This is a genomic window from Micromonospora sp. DT43 (assembly GCF_049841645.1).
Lineage (GTDB): Bacteria > Actinomycetota > Actinomycetes > Mycobacteriales > Micromonosporaceae > Micromonospora.
In genome coordinates, this window is the sequence record NZ_JBNCKR010000007.1 from 119320 (window position 1) to 139147 (window position 19828).

The 19828-nt window shown below is 73.7% G+C and carries 16 protein-coding genes; 10 read left to right on the forward strand and 6 right to left on the reverse strand.

Annotation, left to right across the window (positions count from 1 at the left end):
• Positions 1–1179, reverse strand: a complete 1179-nt coding sequence (locus tag ACLQ26_RS18665; protein WP_425745611.1) for a low temperature requirement protein A — start codon at positions 1177–1179, stop codon at positions 1–3.
• A 172-nt stretch (positions 1180–1351) separates the two neighbouring features.
• On the opposite strand from ACLQ26_RS18665, the gene ACLQ26_RS18670 reads away from it, so the two are divergent.
• From ACLQ26_RS18670 to ACLQ26_RS18690, 5 genes are all read left to right on the forward strand, one after another.
• A complete protein-coding gene (locus ACLQ26_RS18670) occupies positions 1352–2203 on the forward strand; it encodes a S1 family peptidase (protein WP_425745612.1) in 852 nt (283 codons plus the stop codon).
• A gap of 95 nt (positions 2204–2298) precedes the next feature.
• Complete coding sequence (locus tag ACLQ26_RS18675) at positions 2299–3315, forward strand: sugar kinase (RefSeq protein WP_425745613.1); 1017 nt, start codon at positions 2299–2301, stop codon at positions 3313–3315.
• 3 nt (positions 3316–3318) lie between these two features.
• Complete coding sequence (locus ACLQ26_RS18680; RefSeq protein ID WP_425745614.1) at positions 3319–4056, forward strand: IclR family transcriptional regulator; 738 nt, start codon at positions 3319–3321, stop codon at positions 4054–4056.
• Complete coding sequence (locus ACLQ26_RS18685) at positions 4053–4661, forward strand: bifunctional 4-hydroxy-2-oxoglutarate aldolase/2-dehydro-3-deoxy-phosphogluconate aldolase (protein WP_425745615.1); 609 nt, start codon at positions 4053–4055, stop codon at positions 4659–4661. Before ACLQ26_RS18680 ends, ACLQ26_RS18685 begins: the two co-directional genes overlap by 4 nt.
• A gap of 117 nt (positions 4662–4778) precedes the next feature.
• Positions 4779–8489, forward strand: a complete 3711-nt coding sequence (locus ACLQ26_RS18690; RefSeq protein WP_425745616.1) for a S8 family serine peptidase — start codon at positions 4779–4781, stop codon at positions 8487–8489.
• 68 nt (positions 8490–8557) lie between these two features.
• On the opposite strand, the gene ACLQ26_RS18695 is transcribed toward ACLQ26_RS18690, so the two are convergent.
• From ACLQ26_RS18695 to ACLQ26_RS18715, 5 genes are read right to left on the reverse strand one after another with little or no spacing between them, the layout of a single operon-like run.
• Positions 8558–9115 carry a GNAT family N-acetyltransferase gene (locus tag ACLQ26_RS18695; protein WP_425745617.1) on the reverse strand — a complete coding sequence of 186 codons (558 nt, stop codon included), beginning with the start codon at positions 9113–9115 and terminating at the stop codon, positions 8558–8560.
• The gene (locus tag ACLQ26_RS18700; protein WP_425745618.1) at positions 9105–11159 is read right to left on the reverse strand and encodes a penicillin acylase family protein; all 2055 of its coding nucleotides are present in this window, start codon (positions 11157–11159) and stop codon (positions 9105–9107) included. The genes ACLQ26_RS18695 and ACLQ26_RS18700 overlap by 11 nt, the downstream gene beginning before the upstream one ends.
• Positions 11156–11959 carry an ABC transporter ATP-binding protein gene (locus ACLQ26_RS18705; protein WP_425745619.1) on the reverse strand — a complete coding sequence of 268 codons (804 nt, stop codon included), beginning with the start codon at positions 11957–11959 and terminating at the stop codon, positions 11156–11158. The genes ACLQ26_RS18700 and ACLQ26_RS18705 overlap by 4 nt, the downstream gene beginning before the upstream one ends.
• A 29-nt stretch (positions 11960–11988) precedes the next feature.
• Complete coding sequence (locus ACLQ26_RS18710) at positions 11989–13017, reverse strand: FecCD family ABC transporter permease (RefSeq protein WP_425745823.1); 1029 nt, start codon at positions 13015–13017, stop codon at positions 11989–11991.
• Positions 13018–13043: 26 nt separating this feature from the next.
• A complete protein-coding gene (locus tag ACLQ26_RS18715) occupies positions 13044–14066 on the reverse strand; it encodes a FecCD family ABC transporter permease (RefSeq protein ID WP_425745620.1) in 1023 nt (340 codons plus the stop codon).
• Between the two features lie 157 nt (positions 14067–14223).
• Here ACLQ26_RS18715 and ACLQ26_RS18720 point away from each other — a divergent pair, with 157 nt between their 5' ends.
• The 5 genes from ACLQ26_RS18720 to ACLQ26_RS18740 all read left to right on the forward strand — a co-directional run bounded on the left by ACLQ26_RS18720 (position 14224) and on the right by ACLQ26_RS18740 (position 19748).
• On the forward strand, positions 14224–15258 hold the full coding sequence (locus tag ACLQ26_RS18720; protein ID WP_425745621.1) for an ABC transporter substrate-binding protein: 1035 nt from the start codon (positions 14224–14226) through the stop codon (positions 15256–15258).
• A 4-nt stretch (positions 15259–15262) separates the two neighbouring features.
• The gene (locus ACLQ26_RS18725) at positions 15263–16120 is read left to right on the forward strand and encodes a siderophore-interacting protein (protein WP_425745622.1); all 858 of its coding nucleotides are present in this window, start codon (positions 15263–15265) and stop codon (positions 16118–16120) included.
• A 97-nt stretch (positions 16121–16217) separates the two neighbouring features.
• Positions 16218–17831 carry a pyridoxal phosphate-dependent decarboxylase family protein gene (locus ACLQ26_RS18730; RefSeq protein WP_425745623.1) on the forward strand — a complete coding sequence of 538 codons (1614 nt, stop codon included), beginning with the start codon at positions 16218–16220 and terminating at the stop codon, positions 17829–17831.
• 25 nt (positions 17832–17856) lie between these two features.
• The gene (locus ACLQ26_RS18735) at positions 17857–19146 is read left to right on the forward strand and encodes a lysine N(6)-hydroxylase/L-ornithine N(5)-oxygenase family protein (protein WP_425745624.1); all 1290 of its coding nucleotides are present in this window, start codon (positions 17857–17859) and stop codon (positions 19144–19146) included.
• Positions 19143–19748 (forward strand): GNAT family N-acetyltransferase, encoded by a 606-nt coding sequence (locus ACLQ26_RS18740; RefSeq protein WP_425745625.1) that lies wholly within the window; start codon positions 19143–19145, stop codon positions 19746–19748. The genes ACLQ26_RS18735 and ACLQ26_RS18740 overlap by 4 nt, the downstream gene beginning before the upstream one ends.
• The last annotated feature ends 80 nt before the right edge of the window (positions 19749–19828 follow it).

Genomic DNA, 19828 nt, shown 5'->3' on the forward strand with positions numbered 1-19828 from the left:
TCAGTCGTCGAGCCGCCGGGCGTGCAGCCCCGGCTCGGTCGCCCGGTAGTGGGCGTGGGAGGGGATCAGCGCGTGGCCGGCCAGTCCGAGGGCCGCGATCGCGGTGACCAGCACCGGTGGCCAGTCGCCGGCCCACGGCAGGGTCAGCAGGGGCACCAGCTGCCACGCCACGCGCCGCCACGGCACGCGGGCGGACAGCAGCACGGTGAACAGGGCCCTGCCGGCCACGAACAGCGCCGGCCCGCCGATGATCAGCATCAACCACCGCACCGGCGTCGCTCCGGTCGGCCGGTCGACCACCAGGTCGAAGGAGGCCGCCGTGACGGCCACCCCGGCCAGCATCACCAGATGGGTGTACGGAGCCACGCGGGCCGGGCGGTCCCCCCTCGCCCCCAGCAGCTCGCCGGCCCGGAAGACGTAGATCTGCCAGAGCAGCAGCATGATGGCGAACGCGCAGAGCAGGGCGGCGAGCCGAAGCCGGTCGAATTCGCTGCGGCTGACCTCCAGGGTGGGCACCAGGATGATGTCGCCGAGGGCCAGGATGACGAACTGCTGGTACCGCTCGCCGAGGTGCTCGGTGGTCCGCGCGTACTGGTTGAGGGGCACCCGACCGAGCCAGGGGGTGGGGTAGCGGGCCGCCGCGGAGGCCAGGTCGATCGCGATCGCGAGGGTCCAGAGCCCCCATCGTGCCGAGTCGGCCAGCGCGCCGGTGATCCAGAGGACGCCGGACACCAGGAACCAGAACAGGAACCGGCTGGCTCGTGCCAGGGCCAGGCGGTGCTGCTGCCGAAACAGCGCGGCGAGCAGGACGATGCCGCGTATCACGTGCGTGCCGACGTAGGCGAGCGCGAAGGCGGTGGCCTGCCCGCCGGTGACCATCGGCAGCGCGGCCGCCATCCCGACCGACCCGACCATGGCGACCATGAGGATGGCCTGGATCGGGCGCTGCTGCGGGTCGTAGAACTCGGTGGTGGTCGAGGTGACCGACCACGTCCACCAGATCGCCGTCAGCATCAGGAGCACCTTGGCGCTGTCGGCCCAGGACTCCTGGTCGGCGAGCAGCTTCGAGGTCTGCGCGAGCGCGGCCACGAAGACCACGTCGTAGAGCAGCTCCAGCAGCGTGGCCCGAGTCGACCCGTCCGGCCGGCGTAGGAGTGCCGCGGTGCCTCCGGTGGTCATGCCCGGCCTCCCGCCGTGTCTCCCGAGGATTATCGGCGGCGTCGGCGCGGGCCGTCCCCGGATCGGCGATTCCCGCCCGTCGGGGAAGAGGGCTACCGGAGGTTGCCAGGATGTTCCAACCCGGGCGACGCTTGTCGACATCCATCGATCTCGATCTCCATCGGAGGTTCGGATGCGCCGCTCCCCACTCGTCGCCCTCGTCCTGACCGCCCTGCTGCTCGTCGCGCCGGGCGCGGCGCAGGCCGCCGTCCCCGACCGGGCCGCCGCCGACCCGGCGGCCGTGTTGTCCGGGGTACGCACACCCGGCACGGCCTTGGGCCTCGACCCGGCCACCGGCCGGACGACAGTCACCGTCGACGACACCGTGGCCGCCACCGACCTGGCGAGGCTGCGGGCGGTTACCGACCGGGCCGGCGCGCTGCTGCGCCGCGAGCCCGGCACGCTGCGTCCCCTGATCGCCGCCGGGCAGGGCATCTACGGCGGCGGTAGCCGCTGCTCGCTGGGCGCGAACGTGCGCAGCGGAAGCACCTACTACGTGGTCACCGCCGGCCACTGCACCGCCGCCGTCAGCGCCTGGTACGCCGACAGCGCGCAGACCACGGTCCTCGGCACCCGTGCCGCCACCAGCTATCCCGGCAACGACTACGGGCTGATCCGCTACACCGGCCGGATCGCCCATCCGAGCGCCGTCTACACCTACCCCGGGTTGCTCACCATCCACGGCCCCGGCACCGCGTACGTCGGTCAGGCGGTGTGCCGCAGCGGTACCACCACAGGGGTGCGCTGCGGCACGGTCACCGGGCTCAACCAGACCGTCAACTACTCCACGGGCGTGATCTACGGCCTGATCCGCACGAACATCTGCGCCGAGGCGGGGGACAGTGGCGGACCGCTGTACGTGGCGTCCACCGGCACGATCCTCGGCATCCTCTCCGGGGGCACCGGGAACTGCACCGCCGGCGGCACTACCTACTACCAGCCGATCGGGGAGGTGCTTGCCGCGTACGGACTGACGGTGCCCTGACACCTGTTGCGCTCAGCGCAACGGGTTGCTCGTCTGGCACAACGCGCCTAGGCTCGGCGGCACTCCGGACCCCCTCCCCGAGGACGTGTGCCGCCATGTCGAGCAAGCCCCGACCCGACCGCGCTGCCGCCCCGGCCGGCTCCCCGCCGGTCGAGGTGGTCACGGTGGGGGAGACCATGGTCGTGCTGTGCCCACCGCCGGGCGAGCCGCTGGAGCACGCCGAGCGGGTCACTGTCTCGGTCGGCGGCGCGGAGTCCAACGTGGCCGGTTACCTGGCCCGACTCGGCCACCCGACGACCTGGGTGAGCCGGGTCGGTGACGACCCCTTCGGCCGGGCCGTCGTCCGGCACGTGACCGACGCCGGCGTCCACGTCGACCTGGTGGGCGTGGACCCTGCCGCCCCCACCGGCCTCTATGTCAAGGATCCGGGCCCGACGGCCACCACCGTGCACTACTACCGGGCGGGCTCGGCCGCGTCCCGGATGGACCCCGGCGCGCTGGCCGACCCACGGCTTGCCGGCGCGCGGGTGCTGCACCTGTCCGGGATCACCCCGGCGCTCTCCGCCTCCTGCCGAGCGCTTGTCGAGCACGCGGTGACCGACCGGCCGCTGCCGGGCGCGCTCGTCAGCTTCGACGTCAACCACCGGGCCCGCCTCTGGCCCGCCGAGCGGGCCGCGCCGGTGCTGCGTGACCTCGCCGACCGCTGCGACCTGGTCTTCGTCGGCCAGGACGAGGCGTACGCCCTCTGGGGCACCGCCGACGCCACTGCGGTCCGTCGGCTGCTGCCCGGCCCGCAGACGGTTGTCGTCAAGGACGGCGCCGTGTGCGCCACCGTCCTGGGCCGCGACGCCGCGCCTGTCATCGTCCCGGCGCCCCGCGTGTCGGTGGTGGAGCCGGTCGGGGCCGGCGACGCGTTCGCCGCCGGCTACCTCGCCGGGCTGCTGCGCGACCTCGACCCGACGCGGCGGCTGCGCCTCGGTCACCTCGTCGCCGCGCAGGCGCTGGGCAGCGCCGGCGACAACGCGCCGCTGCCGGCGTGGTCCTGGTTTCAGCGGCTGCTCGACGGACCCTGGTCACCACCCGACCTGACCACCGCATCGGCGGAGGGCTGAGGGGTGTCCGAGGGCGTCGACCGGGCGATGCGCGTGCTCGAACTGCTGGCGCGCGAGCCCGCGCAGCTCGGTGGCGTGGCCGCCGACCTGGGCGTGCACAAGTCCACCGCGCTGCGGCTGTTGCAGACCCTCGAGTCGGGTGGCTTCGCCCGCCGCACCGACGGCGGCTGGACGGTGGGCCTGCGGCTGATCGACCTCGCGCAGCAGGCACTGGACTCGCTGGACGTGCGCGCGGTGGCCCGCCCCCACCTGGCGGCGCTCGGCCGCGACTGCGGGCACACCATCCACCTGGCACAGCTGGTCGACGACGACCTCGTCTACGTGGACAAGATCGAGGCCCGTGGCCAGGTGCGGATGTACTCCCGGATCGGCCGCACCGCCCCGCTGCACGCCAGCGGGGTCGGCAAGGCGGTCCTCGCGTACCGCCCGCAGTTGACCCGGCTGGTCGAGGGCGGCGCGCTGCCGGCGTACACCCCGGCCACCATCTGTGACCCGGCCGCGCTGCGCGCGGAGCTGGCTGCCGTCGCCGAGCGGGGCTGGGCCGCCGACGACGGCGAGTTCGAACCGCTGATCACCTGTGTGGCCGCGCCGGTGCGCCACGCCGACGGGTCGGTGACCGCGGCGGTGTCGGTGACCGCTCCGACGGTGGTGGCCACCCTCGCCGACCTGCGCCACGTGCTACCCCGACTGCTGGCCACCACCCAGCAGATCTCCCGTGACCTCGGATGGAGTGGACCATGACCACAGCTGACTTCGACCACATCTTCGGTGGCGCCCGGGTGATGGCGATCCTGCGCGGCCTGCCTGTCGCCGAGACCGTCCGGCTCGCCGAGCGCGCCTGGGACCTGGGCATCGACGTGGTGGAGGTGCCGGTGGCCACCCCCGACGCGGTGCCGGCCCTGCGCGCCGCCGTCGAGGCGGGGGCCGCGCGGGACCGGATCGTCGGCGCCGGCACCGTCCTCGACGTCGAGCAGGTCGCGGCGGCGGCCGACGCGGGTGCCGCGTTCACCGTCGCGCCCGGTCTGGACCTCGCGGTCGCCGACGCCGCAGCCGCGCGTGGCCTGCCGCACCTGCCCGGCGTGGCCACCCCGACCGAGGCGCAGCAGGCGCTGCGGCACGGCCTGACCTGGCTCAAGGCGTTCCCCGCGATCTCCCTCGGACCGGCGTGGTTCAAGGCCATGGCCGGCCCCCTGCCGCAGCTGCGCTTCGTCGCCACCGGCGGCCTGGACGCGGGCAACGCCGCCGCGTTCCTCGACGCGGGCGTCCGGGTGGCAGCCGTCGGCTCGGCCCTCTCCGACCCCAACCAGTTGGACCAGCTGGCCAAGCTGACAAACCACAAACGCTGACCACGGGGTGGCGCGATTGCGCCATGGCGTCAATGCGCCGGGGGACAGCGGGGTACGAGGAACAGGCGTTGCCGTGATGCTGTGCTGCGTACCGCTCCTCGACACAAAGAGGTCATCGTGGCTCTGTCTTCCAGGCGCCGCCGATCCGGGCTGATCGCCCTCGGCACCGCCCTCACTCTGGCCGCCGGGTTCACCCCACCCGGCACGGGGGCGTCCGCCGCCCCGCCGGGAAACCCGGATCGCCCCACCGGCCAGCCGCCGGCGGCCCCGGGCCGCGCGTCGACCGTCACCCTCATCACCGGGGACACGGTCACCGTCACCACCGCGGCCGACGGCAGCACCGTCTCGACCGTCCGCCGGCCGGACGGCAGCACGCCGACGTTCCACCGTACGGTGCTCGACGGCGACACCTACGTCTACCCGGACGCGGCGCTGCCGTACGTCACCGGGGGCCTGCTGGACCGGCAGCTGTTCAACGTCACCGACCTCATCGCCGACGGGTACGACGACGCGCACACCGACGCGCTCCCGCTGATCGTCACGCTCACCGACGCCGCGGCCCGCTCCCGCACCCGGCCCACCGTGGACGGTGCCGAGCTGGTCCGACCGCTGGACAGCGTGCGGGGCGCGGCGCTGACCCGCCCGCGCGGCACCGCCGACCGGTTCTGGGGCGCGCTCACCGCAGGTACGGCCCGCCGCACCGGAGACGCGCCGACGCTGGCGAACGGCATCGCCAAGGTCTGGTTGGACGGCCGGGTGCACGCCGACCTCGCCGAGTCCACCGCTCAGATCGGCGCCCCGGCCGTCTGGGCCGAGGGCAACACCGCCACCGGTGTCGACGTCGCGGTGCTCGACTCCGGCGCGGACGCCGAGCACCCGGACCTCGCCGGGCAGATCGCCGAGTCGAGCAGCTTCGTGCCCGAGGAGCCCGACATCCTCGACTACAAGGGACACGGCACACACGTCGCCTCGACCATCGCCGGGACCGGCGCCGCGTCCGGTGGTGTCGAGCGCGGCGTCGCTCCGGGCGCCCGGCTGCACGTCGGCAAGGTGCTCAACAGCGAGGGCAGCGGGCAGGACTCGTGGATCATCGCCGGGATGGAGTGGGCCGCCCGCGAGCAGAAGGCCCGGGTCGTCAGCATGAGCCTGGGCGGTGAGGCCACCGACGGCAGCGACCCGATGAGCCAGGCCGTCGACCGGCTCAGCGCCGAGACCGGCGCGCTCTTCGTGATCGCGGCCGGGAACAGCGGCCCGGCGAGCATCGGCAGCCCGGGCGCGGCGAACTCCGCGCTCACCGTGGGCGCCGTCGACTCCACCGATCACCTCGCCGACTTCTCCAGCCAGGGTCCGCGTGCCGGTGACGGTGGGCTCAAGCCCGAGATCACCGCGCCCGGCGTGGACATCCTGGCCGCCCGCTCCCACCAGGTACGCGGCAGCGGGGACTACACGCTGATGAGCGGCACGTCGATGGCGACGCCGCACGTGGCGGGCACGGCCGCGCTGGTCGCCGCCGCGCACCCCGACTGGACCGGTCAGCGCATCAAGGAGGCGCTGGTCAGCACCGTCAAGGCCACCCCGGGCTACACCCCGTACCAGGCCGGCGCCGGCCGGGTGGACGCGGTCGCCGCCGTGCACGCCACGGTCTTCGCCACCCCGAGCGCCTACTCCGGCTTCCAGGCGTGGCCGCAGCAGCCGAGCGCGACAGTCGACCGGACCGTCACCTACACAAACGTCGGCAGCGCGCCTGTCACCCTGCGGTTGGCCCTCGACGCGCCGACCGCGCCGGCCGGCCTCTTCGCCCTGTCCGCCGGCACGGTCACCGTGCCCGCCGCCGGCACCGCGACGGTGACGCTCACCGCCGCGTACGACAAGCTGCCGGTCGAGAAGCAGGTCAGTGGCGCGATCATCGCCACCGACGACGCCGGTACGGTTCGTGGTCGCACCCTGATCGGGGCGGCCAAGGAGGGCCAGCGGCAGAACCTGACGTTTGTCGCCAGGGACCGGGACGGCAAGCCGCTCGCCGGCAAGGTCATCCTCACCACCGACGGCCTGTTCACCGCTGTGGACCTGCCCGAGAGCGGCACCGCCACGCTGCGGCTGCCGGTGGCGAGCTGGAGCGGCTGGCTCACCGCCGACGTGCGCGGCGCGCACGGGCCCCACTCCAAGGGCATGGCGATGCTCAGCTTCGCCGACGTCAACCTGACCGCCGACCGCACCGTCACCCTGGACGCGCGGGCCGCCCGGCAGGTACGCGCCGAGGTGCCGCAGGAGGCCACCGCCAGCGCCCTGCGGATGGACATCCACCGGTCCACGAAGAACGGTCTCACCGAGAGTCAGGTGCTGCCCGACGACTCGTACGACAGCATGTGGGCGTTGCCGACGAGCCGCCCGGTGACCGACGGCGAGTTCGAGTTCGGCGCCCGGTGGCGGCTGGAGCAGCCGGCCCTGACCTTCTCGGCGGGTGGCCGCTCGTACGACGATCTGCTGGTGAAGCGGGCGACCCCGGCGCTGCCGGCGGGTCGTCGCCAGCTGGACGCGGTCTACGTCGCCGACGCGTCGGCGACGGGACTCGCCAAGCGTCCGGTCCGCGACCGGGCCGTGGTGGTGCGCCGCAGCGACAGTGTGGACATCGCCACCCAGGCGCAGGCCGCCGCGGCGGCCGGCGCGACGCTGCTGCTCGTGGTCAACGACGGCGTCGGTCGCCTCCAGCCGTGGGACGAGGCGCCGTGGAGCCCGGAGAGCCCGGCCCCGGTGACCGTGGCGACGCTCGGCGCCGACGAGGGCGACCAGCTCATCGCGGCACTGGGGCGCGGCCCGCTACGGCTCACGGTCGACTCGCACCCGGAGACCACCTACCTGTACGACGTGGCGCACCACTGGACCGGCACGGTGCCGGCCGACCCGACCTACCGGCCCACGAGGCGGCAGTTGGCGCGGGTCGACGTGGAGTTCCGCAACTACCGGCAGGGCAAGGCGTTGGAGTTCCGCACCGACGTCTGGCGCGGCTGGGCGTCGAGCAACCAGGAGCCCGCACCGGCGCAGGGCCGGCGGACCGACTGGGTGAGCGCCGACCAGCGGTGGATCGACGACGCGTTCATCGCCGGCGAGACGGGCCAGCACCTGATGGAGGTGGCCACCTACCGGGCCGACCGGCCGAGCAGCGTGCAGTGGTTCGGGCCGATCCAGCGACCCCGGATGGGCGGCGGCTACGTGCCGGTGCGCTACCTGGACACCGTCTACCTGCCCGCGCCGGGCTGGGGTGACGGCGGTGGCCACATCGGCGAGGCGTACGCGAACTACGACATGGTCAACCGGACCACCCTGTACCAGGGCGACACGGAGCTGGACTGGGGTAACGCCGAGTATCTCCAGGTTTCCGGGCTGGCCGCGCAGCGCCTGCCGTACCGGTTGGTGGTGGAGAACGACAGGGCCGCCTGGACCAACCCGTACTCCCGGCAGACCCGCACCGAGTGGGGCTTCAGCTCGGCGGCCACCGGCGCGGAGTCGTCGGCGGTGCTACCGATGATCCAGCTGGACTACCAGGTGGCCATCGACCCCGCCGGCCGGGCGTCGCGGCGGGCGCCGCTGACAGTGGTGGCCTCCCACCTGCCCGGTGTCACGGGCACGATCGGCGGGGTCACCGTCGAGGTGTCCTACGACGACGGGAAGACCTGGCAGAAGCAGCGGCTGACCCGACACGGCGACGGCTGGCGTACCACGTTGGCCGCGCCGGCTAAGGCCGGCTTCGTGAGCCTGCGCACCACCGCGCGCGACGCGGCAGGCAACACCGTGAGCCAGAGCATCACCAGGGCGTTCGGCCTGCGCTGACGTTCCGACGGCCGGCCGCCGGTCGGGTGCCCCACGCACCCCGGCCGGCGGCCGGTGCCCTCGTGGCGTCAGCCGGCGACCGCCTGCCGGTCGAGGAAGTGCAGGAGAGCGCGCTTCTCCGGCAGGTCGATCACCGGGCCGGTCCGGAAGCCGCTGCGCCGCAGCCGCCGGAGCATCCGCTCGTTGCGGACGTCCGGCTCCATCACGACCCGCAGCCGGCCCGGGTCGGCGAAGACGAACTCCAGGATCGCGCCGAACAGCGCGCCTGTGAAACCCCGCTCGGCGGTCACCGGCGGCCCGACGAGCAGGTGGACGCCGACGTCGCCGGGGAGCACCTCGTAGCACCCGCCGACCGGATCGGCCCCCGGCTCGTACGTCTGCACAAGCGCCACCGGTACGCCGTCGCGATGTGCCAGGTACGCGTGGTGGGTGCTCAGCGAGTCCAGGTACGCGTAGATCTCGCGCACCCGCTCGCGGCTGGCCTCGCGCATCCCCCAGAACCGGGCGCGTTCGGCAGTGACCCAGCCGTGCAGCAGGTAGGCGTCCTCGTCCGGACGCACCGGGCGGACGGTGACCACCCCGAAACCGGTGACGTCGCGCCGGTAGTGCGGTTCGTCAGTGCTCATCCGACTCCTCGGTGAGGCGCTCCCAGTCGGTGGTCACCGGCAGCAGCTCGCCGGCCAGCCACGCGGCCTGCTGGTCGTCGTGGTGCGGGTCGCCGGGCACCCCGCAGGCACCCAGCGGGACCACCCAGCGGCTGTCCTGGCGTCGGGCCAGGTCCCAGACGAACCGCGCGGCCGGCCCCCGGAAGCAGCCGTGGGTGACGCCTGGCACGCTGGACGTGGCCAGCACGCAGTCGTGGTCGCCGTCGAGGCGGGGACCGGGAGTGGCGTCCGGGTCGGGCAGCGCCCGCCACGGCGTCAGCCGGTGCAGGTCACCCCAGCTCACCGGGCCGTCCGCCGCGTCCGCGACCTCCTCGGCCGCCGCGCGTACCGCCGCCGCCGCGTCGAGGCCGGGCAGCGACGTGCCGCCGAGCAGGTGCTCCAGCGCGTAGCCGACCCGCGGCGTCAGCGCCAACCAGGGCGCGAACACCTGGGGGTACGCCGGCGGCTCGGCAAGCGTGGCGAGGGCGGGATCGGCGGCGATCCGGCGGACGACTGCGGCCCGCAGGAGGGCGAAGTCCGCCGCGTCGGTGCTGTCGGCGGTCATTCGCCGGTCCCAGCGCAGCAGCCGGTCGCGTAGCGCGGCGGCGGCCGGGCCGAGCCCGGTCAGCCCGCCCAGCACCGCCAGCAGCGGCCCGGCCGAGCCGAGGTACGTGTCGGTGTGCACGACGGCCATCTCCTCGGCCGTCCAGTCCCGGCCGGCATCGAGCAGCTCGGTGATCCGACGTGCCCGGTGCGGAGGGGCGAACTCGACGCCGAGCGACGCCGCCAGCCCTCGCTCGTTTGCCATCACCGCCCGGCCGGTCACCTCCGCGCGAGGCAGCGGCGCGTGCCAACCCCGCCAGGCGTACGCGGTCTCCCAGGCGGGGACCACCCGCCGGCCGTTGTCGGGATGCCGCTGCGGCACCGCCCCGGCGACCCGGTGCAGCAGCCCGCCGGCGGTGTCCGCCGCCTGCACGACGTTCACCGGCTCCACCCAGTGCCGCAACGCGGAGTCCACATCGGACACCCTACGGGCGCGCAGCAGTTCCGGTAACGCCGCGAAGCCCACCTCGCCGCGGACCCGGGGCGGGTAGCGCAGGCTCACCGCCGTCTCGTCGTCCGGCCCACCGGCGATCACCGGCCCCCGGTCGGTCTCCACCACCTCCACACGCACCGGGTCCGCGTCGGCCACCTCGATCGTCTCGACGTGGACGTGCGCCTCCCGCCAGCCGTCCGGGCCGAGCGCCTGCACCCGCGTACCCCGCCGGCGTAACCGCTCGGCGTAGACATCCTGGTAGTCGGCCATCGCGTTGGTGATCGCCCACGCCACCGCGCCGGTGTGGCCGAAGTGCGCGATGCCCGGCACTCCGGGCACGGCCAGCCCGACCACGTCGTACTCCGGGCAGGCCAGCCGGATCTGCTGGTAGACGCCCGGATCCTCGAGGAACCGGTGCGGATCACCGGCGAGCAGCGCGCCGCCCGTGCCGGTGCGTTCGGCCGCCAGCAGCCACCCGTTGCTGCCGGCGACTGCCGGCCCGTCGGTGGCGAACGCCTCGACCGCCGCCGGGCCGAGGCGCTGCGCGACGTGCTCGCGCCACAGCTTGCCGGGAAATCCCGCGAACAGGATGTGGTGGCCCAGCCACACGGCGAGGGGCGTCCACGGCTCCCACCGGCCCGGGACGAGCCCGGTGGCGGCGAACTCCGGTGACCGGGCCGCCCCGGCGGCGAGGCCGTCGTTCACCCCGTCGACGTACGCGCCCACCCACTCGGCCGTCGCCTCGTCAAGGTTGGCGTGGCAACGGCGGGCGGTGTCGTCGAGCCGGACCTGGCGTACGAAGCGGTCCCAGCCGAGCGCGTCGACGCCGAGGAATGCCGCAGTGGTGCCCTGTGACCGGTGCCGTTCCACCTCGATCTGCCACGCCCGGTCGTACGCGGTCACCCGACCCTGGGCCGCTGCGAGGGCGAGCGGGTCGGCGGCGCGTACGTGCGGGACGCCCCACCTGTCGCGGAAGAGCCCCGGCCTCATGCCGGCTCGGGCGCGCGACGGCGGGCGGCCGGGACGACGAGCGGGGTGCCGGTCTCCGGGTCGTCGATCACCCGGCAGGGCAGCCCGAACACCTCGGCGACCAGGTCGGCGGTGACCACCTCGCGGGGGTCGCCGGCGGCCACCACCTGCCCGTCGCGCATCGCGATGAGGTGGGTGGCGTACCGGGCGGCGTGGTTGAGGTCGTGCAGCACCGCGACGAGCGTACGGCCCTGCTCCTCGTGCAGCCGCGCGCACAGGTCGAGGATCTCGATCTGGTGGGCGATGTCGAGGTACGTCGTCGGCTCGTCGAGCAGCAGCAGCGGGGTCTGCTGGGCCAACGCCATGGCGATCCAGACGCGCTGCCGCTGGCCGCCGGACAGCTCGTCCACCGGCCGGTCGGCGAGGTCGGCGACCCCGGTGGCGGCCATCGACTCGTCGACGATCCGCTCGTCCTCGCGTGACCACTGCCGCAGCAGACCCTGGTGGGGGTAGCGGCCCCGGGCGACCAGCTCGGCGACGCCGATCCCGTCCGGGGCGATCGACGACTGCGGCAGCAGGCCGAGGGTACGGGCCACCGTGCGGGCGGGCTGGTCGTGGATGTTCCGACCGTCGAGCAGCACCGCGCCGGCGCTCGGGCGCAGCATCCGCGACAGCGCGCGCAGCAGCGTCGACTTGCCGCACGCGTTCGGCCCGATGATCACCGTGAACGACCGGTCGGGCACCGCCACCGTCAGGTCCTCGGAGATGGTGCGCCGATCGTAGGCGAGGGTCAGCGCGGTGCCGCCGAGGCGGGACGTCATGGATGCTCCTTGAATCGCGTCAGGGGTGTTCACAGCCGGCCCGCCCGGCGTTCGACGGCCAGTAGCCAGACCAGGTAGCCGCCGCCGAGCACTCCGGTCACCACGCCGACCGGAAGCTGGTGCCCGGGAAACGCGCGCTGGGCCACCAGGTCGGCGCCGACGAGCAGTGCCGCGCCGAGGGTCATCGACGGCAGCAGGTTCGGGCCGGGTGCCCGGGTCAGCCGTTTGGCCACGTGCGGCGCGACGAGCGCCACGAACGACACCGGGCCGGCGGCCGCCGCCGCGAACGAGACCAGCAGCACCGCCGAGGCGAGCAGCACCAGGCGCAGCCGGCGTAGCGGCACGCCGAGGGCGCTTGCGGTGTCGTCGCCCAGTTCCATCATCCGCAACGCTGGGCCGCAGCCGACGAGCACCAGCGGCGCGAGCACCACCGTGACGGCGAGCAGCGGCCCGGCGTTGGGCCAGCCCCGCCCGTCCAGGCTGCCGGTCAGCCAGAGCACCGCGCGGGCGGCGTCCATCAGCGGGGCCCGGGTCAGCAGGTAGCCGTTGACGCCGGTGAGGATCGCGGCGACGCCGATGCCGACCAGGACGAGTCGGTAGCCGTGCACGCCCCGCCGCCAGGCCAGCGCGTAGATCAGCAGGCCGGTGGCGAGCCCGCCGACGACCGCGGCGCCGGCCAGGGCCAGGCTGCCGCCCCCCAGGACGACCACCACGAGCGCGCCTGTCGATGCGCCCTGGGTGAAGCCCAGCATGTCCGGGCTGCCCAGCGGGTTGCGGACCAGGGACTGGAACACCGCGCCGCCCAGCGCCAGCGCCGCGCCGACCAGCAGGGCGGTGACCAGCCGGGGCAGTCGCAACTCGGTCACGATGAACTGCTCGGCCACGCTGCCGCCGCCGGTCAGGGCGCGCAGCACGTCGGTCGGGCCCATCGGGTAGTCGCCGCTGCCCAACGCGACCAGGCCGAGCCCGGCGGCGAGCACCGCCGCGCCGAGGCCCACGGCCAGGGCGCGGGGGCGGAACCGCACCGACAACCCCCCGGGGGTACGCAGAACCGTCATCGTGCTGAACCCGTTGGTGCGCGCGTTCACGGGTGTGCCACCCGTCCCCGGGTGACCAGCCACAGGAACAGCGGGCCGCCCAGCACTGCGGTGACCATGCCGACCTGGAGTTCACCGGGCCGGCCGAGCACCCGGCCCAGCACGTCGGCGCCGAGCAGCAGCACCGGCGCGAGCACCGCGCAGTACGGCAGCAACCAGCGCAGGTCGGGCCCGGTGAGTACGCGTACCAGGTGCGGCACCAGCAGGCCGACGAAGACGATCGGGCCGCAGGCGGCGGTCGCCGCGCCGCAGAGCAGGGTGACCGCGACGATCACGGCGGCCCGGATCACTGCCGGTCGGGCGCCGAGGGCGCGGGCCGCGTCGTCGCCGAGCGCAAGGGCGTTCAGCGGACGGGCGGCGCCGAGGGCGACCAGCAGGCCGACCAGGATGAACGGCGCCACCCGGGTCACGGTCGTGGAGTCCGCGCTGGCCAGCGAGCCGACAGTCCAGAACCGCAGCCGGTCCAGCGAGGCGGTGTCCAGCAGCATGACCGCGCTCACGAACGAGTACAGGGTGGCGTTGAGCGCTGCCCCGGCCAGCGCGAGGCGGGCCGGGGTCGCGCCGCGCCCGCCGCCGACGGCGTACACAAGCGCGGTGACGAGCGCGGCGCCGAGCAGCGCGAACCAGACGTACCCGCCGATGGCGGTGACGCCCACGAAGGTGGCGGCGACGGCCACGGCGGCGGACGCGCCGGCGTTGATGCCGAGCAGCCCGGGGTCGGCGAGGGGGTTGCGGGTGAGGGCCTGCATCACGGCGCCGGCCACTCCGAGCGCCGTGCCGGCGAGCAGCCCGAGCAGGGTGCGGGGGAGGCGCATCCGGTGCACCACCGCGTACTCGGCCGCGTCGTGGTGCAGCAACCCGGACCAGACGTCGGCGAGCGGCAACGACTTCGCGCCGACCGCGATGCTGAGCACCAGGATCACGCCGAGCAGCGCCACGGCGCCGAGCAGGCCGACGGCGCGGGCCGCCCGGCGTCGCTTCGGGGGAGGGGCCGTCGACAGGTCCGACACGGAACGTGCCGGCGTGATGACGGTGGGTGTGGCGTCCAGTGTGGGCTCCGGGAGTGTGGCGACACGGCGAACCGCTGTTGACAACAACCGAGGTTAGGCTAACCTAACCCCGCTGTCCCGGTCGACCCCGACCTTCCCTTGATCGAAAGACGACACCATGCCCGATGCACTGTCCGCCCGTCGCCTCTCTCGTCGTGGCCTGCTGGCCGCCGGCGGCGCCGCCACGCTGGCCGCGCTCCTCGCCGGCTGCGGCAAGGACGATGCGGCCAAGCCCGCTGGCAGCGGCAATGCCGGTGGCCCGTGGTCGTTCACCGACGACCGCAACAAGAAGATCGAGACGGCGACCCGTCCGGCGCGCGTGGTGGCCTTCACCGGAGTGGCGGCAGCACTGGTCGATTTCGGTCTCGACAAGCAGCTCGTCGGCGTGTTCGGCGAGACCAAGCGCGCCGACGGCACGGCCGACCCGCAGGCCGGCGACCTCAACGTCGAGGCCGTCGAGGTCCTCGGCAACGTGTGGGGCGAGTTCAGCCTGGAGAAGTACGCGGCTCTGCGCCCCGAGCTGCTGGTCACCCACATGTACGACCCGGACGCTCTCTGGTACGTGCCGGACGAGAGCAAGGACAAGATCCTTCCGCTCGCGCCCAGCGTGGCGATCACCACGGCCCGCGTACCGATGACCAAGCCCATCGAGCGGTACGCCGCGCTGGCCGAGTCGCTCGGCGCCGACCTCTCCGCGAAGAAGGTCACCGACGCGAAGGCCCGCTTCGACGCCGCAGCCGACGCCGTCCGGCAGGCCGTCAAGGCCAACCCCGGCATCAAGGTGATGGCCTGCTCCGGCAGCCCCGACCTGTTCTACGTGTCCAACCCGAAGGTCAGCACCGACCTCATGTACTTCGCCGAGTTGGGCGTCGACATCGTGGTGCCCACCAAGCTCGAAGCCGGCGACTACTTCGAGGCGCTCAGCTGGGAGAACGCCGGCAAGTTCCCCGCCGACCTGATCCTGCTGGACAACCGCAGCACCGCGTTGCAGCCCAAGGACCTCGCCGCCAAGCCGACCTGGCAGCAACTGCCGGCGGTCAAGGCCAACCAGGTGACCCCGTGGGACGCGGTGCCCCGCTTCTCGTACGCAGGCTCCGCGCCGCTGCTGGAGAACCTCGCGACCGCCATCCGGAACGCGAAGAAGGTCAGCTGACGCCATGAGCACGAGCACCGTCGAACCCGTCGCCCTGCAGTACCGCTTCTTCGCCGCGCACGTCGTTCGGGCCCGCCAGGTCGGCGCCTCGCTGATCCGGGTCACCCTCGGTGGCGCGGAGCTCGTCGACTTCGCCGGCGGCGGCCGGGACCAGAGCGTCTCGCTGTTCCTGCCGCACCCCGGACAGGACACCCCTGTCGTCCCGGTCGAGCGGGGCGAGGACTGGTTCGCCGCCTGGCGGGCGCTCCCGTCGGATGTCCGCGCGGTCATGCGCTCGTACACCATCCGGGAGCACCGTCCGGAGGCCGGCGAGGTGGACATCGACTTCGTCGGTCACGGCGGCACCGGTCCCGCCTCGCGCTGGGCCAGCCTGGCGGGGTTCGGCGACCGGGTGCTGCTCCTCGGCCCGGCGGTGCACGACAACCGCAGCGTCTGCTTCCGCCCGCCGGACGACACCGACCTCGTGGTGCTTGTCGCCGACGAGACCGCGCTGCCGGCCACCGCAGGCATCCTGGCCTGGTTGCCCGCCGGCACCCGCGTCCGCGCCTGGATCGAGGTCCCCGACGCCGGGGACATCACCGAGCTGCCCACCGAGGCCGACGCCGAGATCCGGTGGATCGTGCGCGGCAGCACCCCGCCCGGAAGCGACCTGCTGGTCAGCGCGCTGCGTGCCGCCCGCCTGCCCGCCAGCAAGCCGTACGCCTGGATCGCCGGCGAGTCCGGCGCGGTGCGGGCGCTGCGCCGGCACCTGGTCGGCGAGCGCGGCATCGACCGCCGCCGGGTGACCTTCGCCGGCTACTGGCGGCGCGGGCTCTCCGAGGAGGACGTGCGCGCCGAGGCACTTGCCGCCGCCACCGCCTGATCAACGACCCACCGCCAAACGCAGCACGGCCCCCGGCGCTCGAACGCGCCGGGGGAGGGTTCCGGCTGCCCATCGTCGAGAACGTGGAGGACATCCCGTGACCGTGCCGACGTACCCCGTTGAGCCCGACCCGCCCGCGCCGGCCGTCCCCGCACCGCCGTCGACAGGCATCCTGCCGCCGGCGTCGGCCGCCGCGGTGCTGCCGTCGACGGCCGCCGAGAAGTCCGCCGCGCGGGCGCAGCTGCTGCACGACGGCTCGGTCGAGCAGTACCGGCGGACGATCGCCGCAGGCGTCGACCGGGTCGCCCGCCGGGTCGCCGCGGTGGACCGGCCCGGCACCGGCGTCACACCTGCCGAGTTGGCCCCCCTGGTGGACCGGGTCGACCTGGACCGGCCCTTGGGTGACGCCGGCGCGGCCCTGGACGAGCTGGAGGACGTCTACCTGCGCGACGCCGTCTGGTTCCACCACCCCCGCTACCTGGCCCACCTCAACTGCCCGGTGGTCATCCCGGCGCTGCTCGGCGAGGCCGTCCTCAGCGCGGTCAACTCCTCCCTGGACACCTGGGACCAGAGCGCCGGGGCGACACTCATCGAGCGGCGGCTGATCGACTGGACCGCCGAGCGGATCGGCCTGGGCCCGGAGGCGGACGGCGTGTTCACCAGCGGGGGCAGCCAGTCCAACCTCCAGGCGTTGCTGCTGGCCCGGGAGGAGGCGTGCGCCGACGCGACCACCCCGGCGGCACGCGCCGAGCTGCTGCCCCGGCTGCGGGTGCTCACGTCCGCCGCCGGGCACTTCAGCGTGCAGAAGTCCGCCAAGCTGCTCGGGCTCGCCCCGGACGCGGTGATCGCGGTGTCCACCGACGCGCAGCGGCGGATCCGGCCCGCCGCCGTCCGCGACGAGATCACCCGGTGCCGGCAGGCCGGGCAGGTCGTGATGGCTGTCGTCGGCACCGCCGGCACCACCGACTTCGGCTCCATCGACCCGCTCATCGACCTGGCCGGGATCTGCGCGGCGGCAGGCGTCTGGCTGCACGTGGACGCCGCGTACGGCTGCGGCCTGCTCGTCTCGCCGACGCGCCGGCGCCTGCTCGACGGCATCGAACGGGCCGACTCGGTGACAGTCGACTACCACAAGTCGTTCTTTCAGCCGGTCAGCTCCAGCGCGCTGCTGGTTCGCGACCGGCAGGTCCTGCGGCACGCCACGTACCACGCCGACTACCTCAACCCGGCCCGGATGGTGGAGCAGCAGATCCCCAACCAGGTCGACAAGAGCCTCCAGACCACCCGCCGGTTCGACGCGCTGAAGCTCTGGCTGACCCTGCGGGTGATGGGCCCGGACGCGCTCGGCGCGCTCTTCGACGAGGTGGTCGACCGGGCCGCCGACGCCTGGCAACTCGTCAGCGAGGACCCCCGCTTCGAGGTGGTGACCCGCTCGCAGTTGAGCACAGTGGTCTTCCGTTACCTGCCCACCGGCGCGGGCCGGGAGTTCACCGACGCGGCCAACCTGCACGCCCGGGAGGCGCTGGCCGCCTCCGGCCTCGCCGTGGTCGCCGGCACCCGGGTGGACGGTCGACACTTCCTCAAGTTCACTCTGCTCAACCCGGCCACCACAGTCGACGACGTCGGCCACGTGCTCGAACTCATCGCCGGTCACGCCGGCCGGTACGTGCGCGAGCGCGCCGCCGCCGACCTGACCTGCCCCGTCGGCTGACCCGAACTCGCGCCTGGAGAAGAAGATGTCCACCCACGACTTCATCGCCATCGGGCTCGGCCCGTACAACCTGGGCCTGGCCTGCCTCACCGCGCCGATCGACGAGCTGGACGGGGTGTTCCTGGAAGCCCGCCCGAGCCTCGCCTGGCATCCCGGCATGCTGCTGGAGTCGGCCCGCCTGCAGACCCCGTTCATCGCCGACCTGGTCAGCCTCGCCGACCCGACGTCGCCGTACTCCTTCCTCAACTACCTCAAGGAGATCGGCCGGCTCTACCCCTTCTACATCCGGGAGAGCTTCTACCCCCTGCGCGGCGAGTACGACGCGTACTGCCGGTGGGCGGCGGCGAAGCTGCCGAACCTGCGCTTCGGCCAGACGGTGACCACAGTCGAGTACGACAGCGCCGACGAGCGGTACGTGGTGCGGGCCACCACGAGCGGGTCCGAGAGCGTCGAGTACCGCGCCCGGCACCTGGTGCTCGGCACCGGCACCCCGCCGCACCTGCCCGCCGCCGTGGCCGGGCTGCCCGGCGACGCCGTGCACAACTCGCGGTACCTGGAGCACCGCGACGCGCTGCGGGCCAAGCGCAGCATCACAGTGGTGGGCAGCGGGCAGAGCGCCGCCGAGATCTACCACGACCTGCTCGGCGACCTCGACCGGTACGGCTACCAGCTCACCTGGGTCACCCGCTCGCCCCGGTTCTTCCCCCTCGAATACACCAAGCTGACGCTGGAGATGACCTCACCGGACTACGTGGACTACTTCCACGCGCTGCCCGAGGCGACCCGCTACCGGCTGGAGGCCGAGCAGAAGGGCCTGTTCAAGGGGATCAACGCCGACCTGATCAACGACATCTTCGACATGCTCTACGCGCACAGCGTCGCCGGGCCGGTACGCACCCGGCTGCTGACCAACACCGAGCTTGTCGACGCCGCACACCACGACGGGGAGTACCGGCTCGGGTTGCGGCACGTGGAGCAGGAGCGGGACTTCTCCCTGCGTACCGAGGGGTTGGTGCTGGCCACCGGCTACCACTACCGGGTGCCGGAGTTCCTCACCCCGGTCCGCGAGCGGATCCGCTGGGACGCGCACGGCCGGTTCGACGTGGCCCGCAACTACAGCATCGACCACAGTGGGCGCGGCATCTTCCTGCAGAACGCGGGCACCCACACGCACAGCATCACCTCACCCGACCTGGGCATGGGCGCGTACCGCAACTCCTGGATCATCCGGGAGCTGCTCGGCCGGGAGCACTACCCGATCGAGAAGAGCATCACCTTCCAGGAGTTCGGCGCCCCGGCCGGGGTGACGTCGTGAGCGTCGTCTTCACCCGCGTCGACGACCGGCTCGGCGCGTTCGCCCTGCGTACCCTCGAACCGGAGGCCGACGCCCCGCTGCTGCACGGCTGGGTGACCCACCCGAAGGCGGCGTTCTGGCTGATGCAGGACGCCGACGAGGCCCAGGTGATCGAGGAGTACCGACGTATCGCCGCGCACCCGCACCACGACGCGTACCTCGGGCTGTGGCGGGGGGAGCCCGCCTTCCTGGCCGAGCGCTACGACCCGGCCCGTGTCGAGCTGGTCGGCCTGTACGACGCCCAGCCCGGCGACGTGGGCATGCACTTCCTGTGCGCGCCCGCCGGCGACCCCGTGCACGGCTTCACCCGGGCGGTGATCACCACCGTCATGGCCTGGCTCTTCGCCGACCCGGCGACCGAGCGGGTGGTGGTCGAACCGGACGTGCGCAACACCGCCGTGCACGCGCTGAACGCCGCCGTCGGCTTCGCTGTCGTCGGCCCGATCGCCAAGCCGGAGAAGGACGCGCTGCTCAGCGTCTGCACCCGAGCCCAGTTCCAGGCCGCCGCCAGGCCCGCCGCCGATCCTGCCAGTGCCACCCGAACCGAAGGAGCCCCGGCGTGACCTCCACCGCCGTCCCCGCCCAGACGACCGTCGCGCCCTCCACCCCTACCACCGCGGCCGCGCCCGGCGACCCGGTCGCG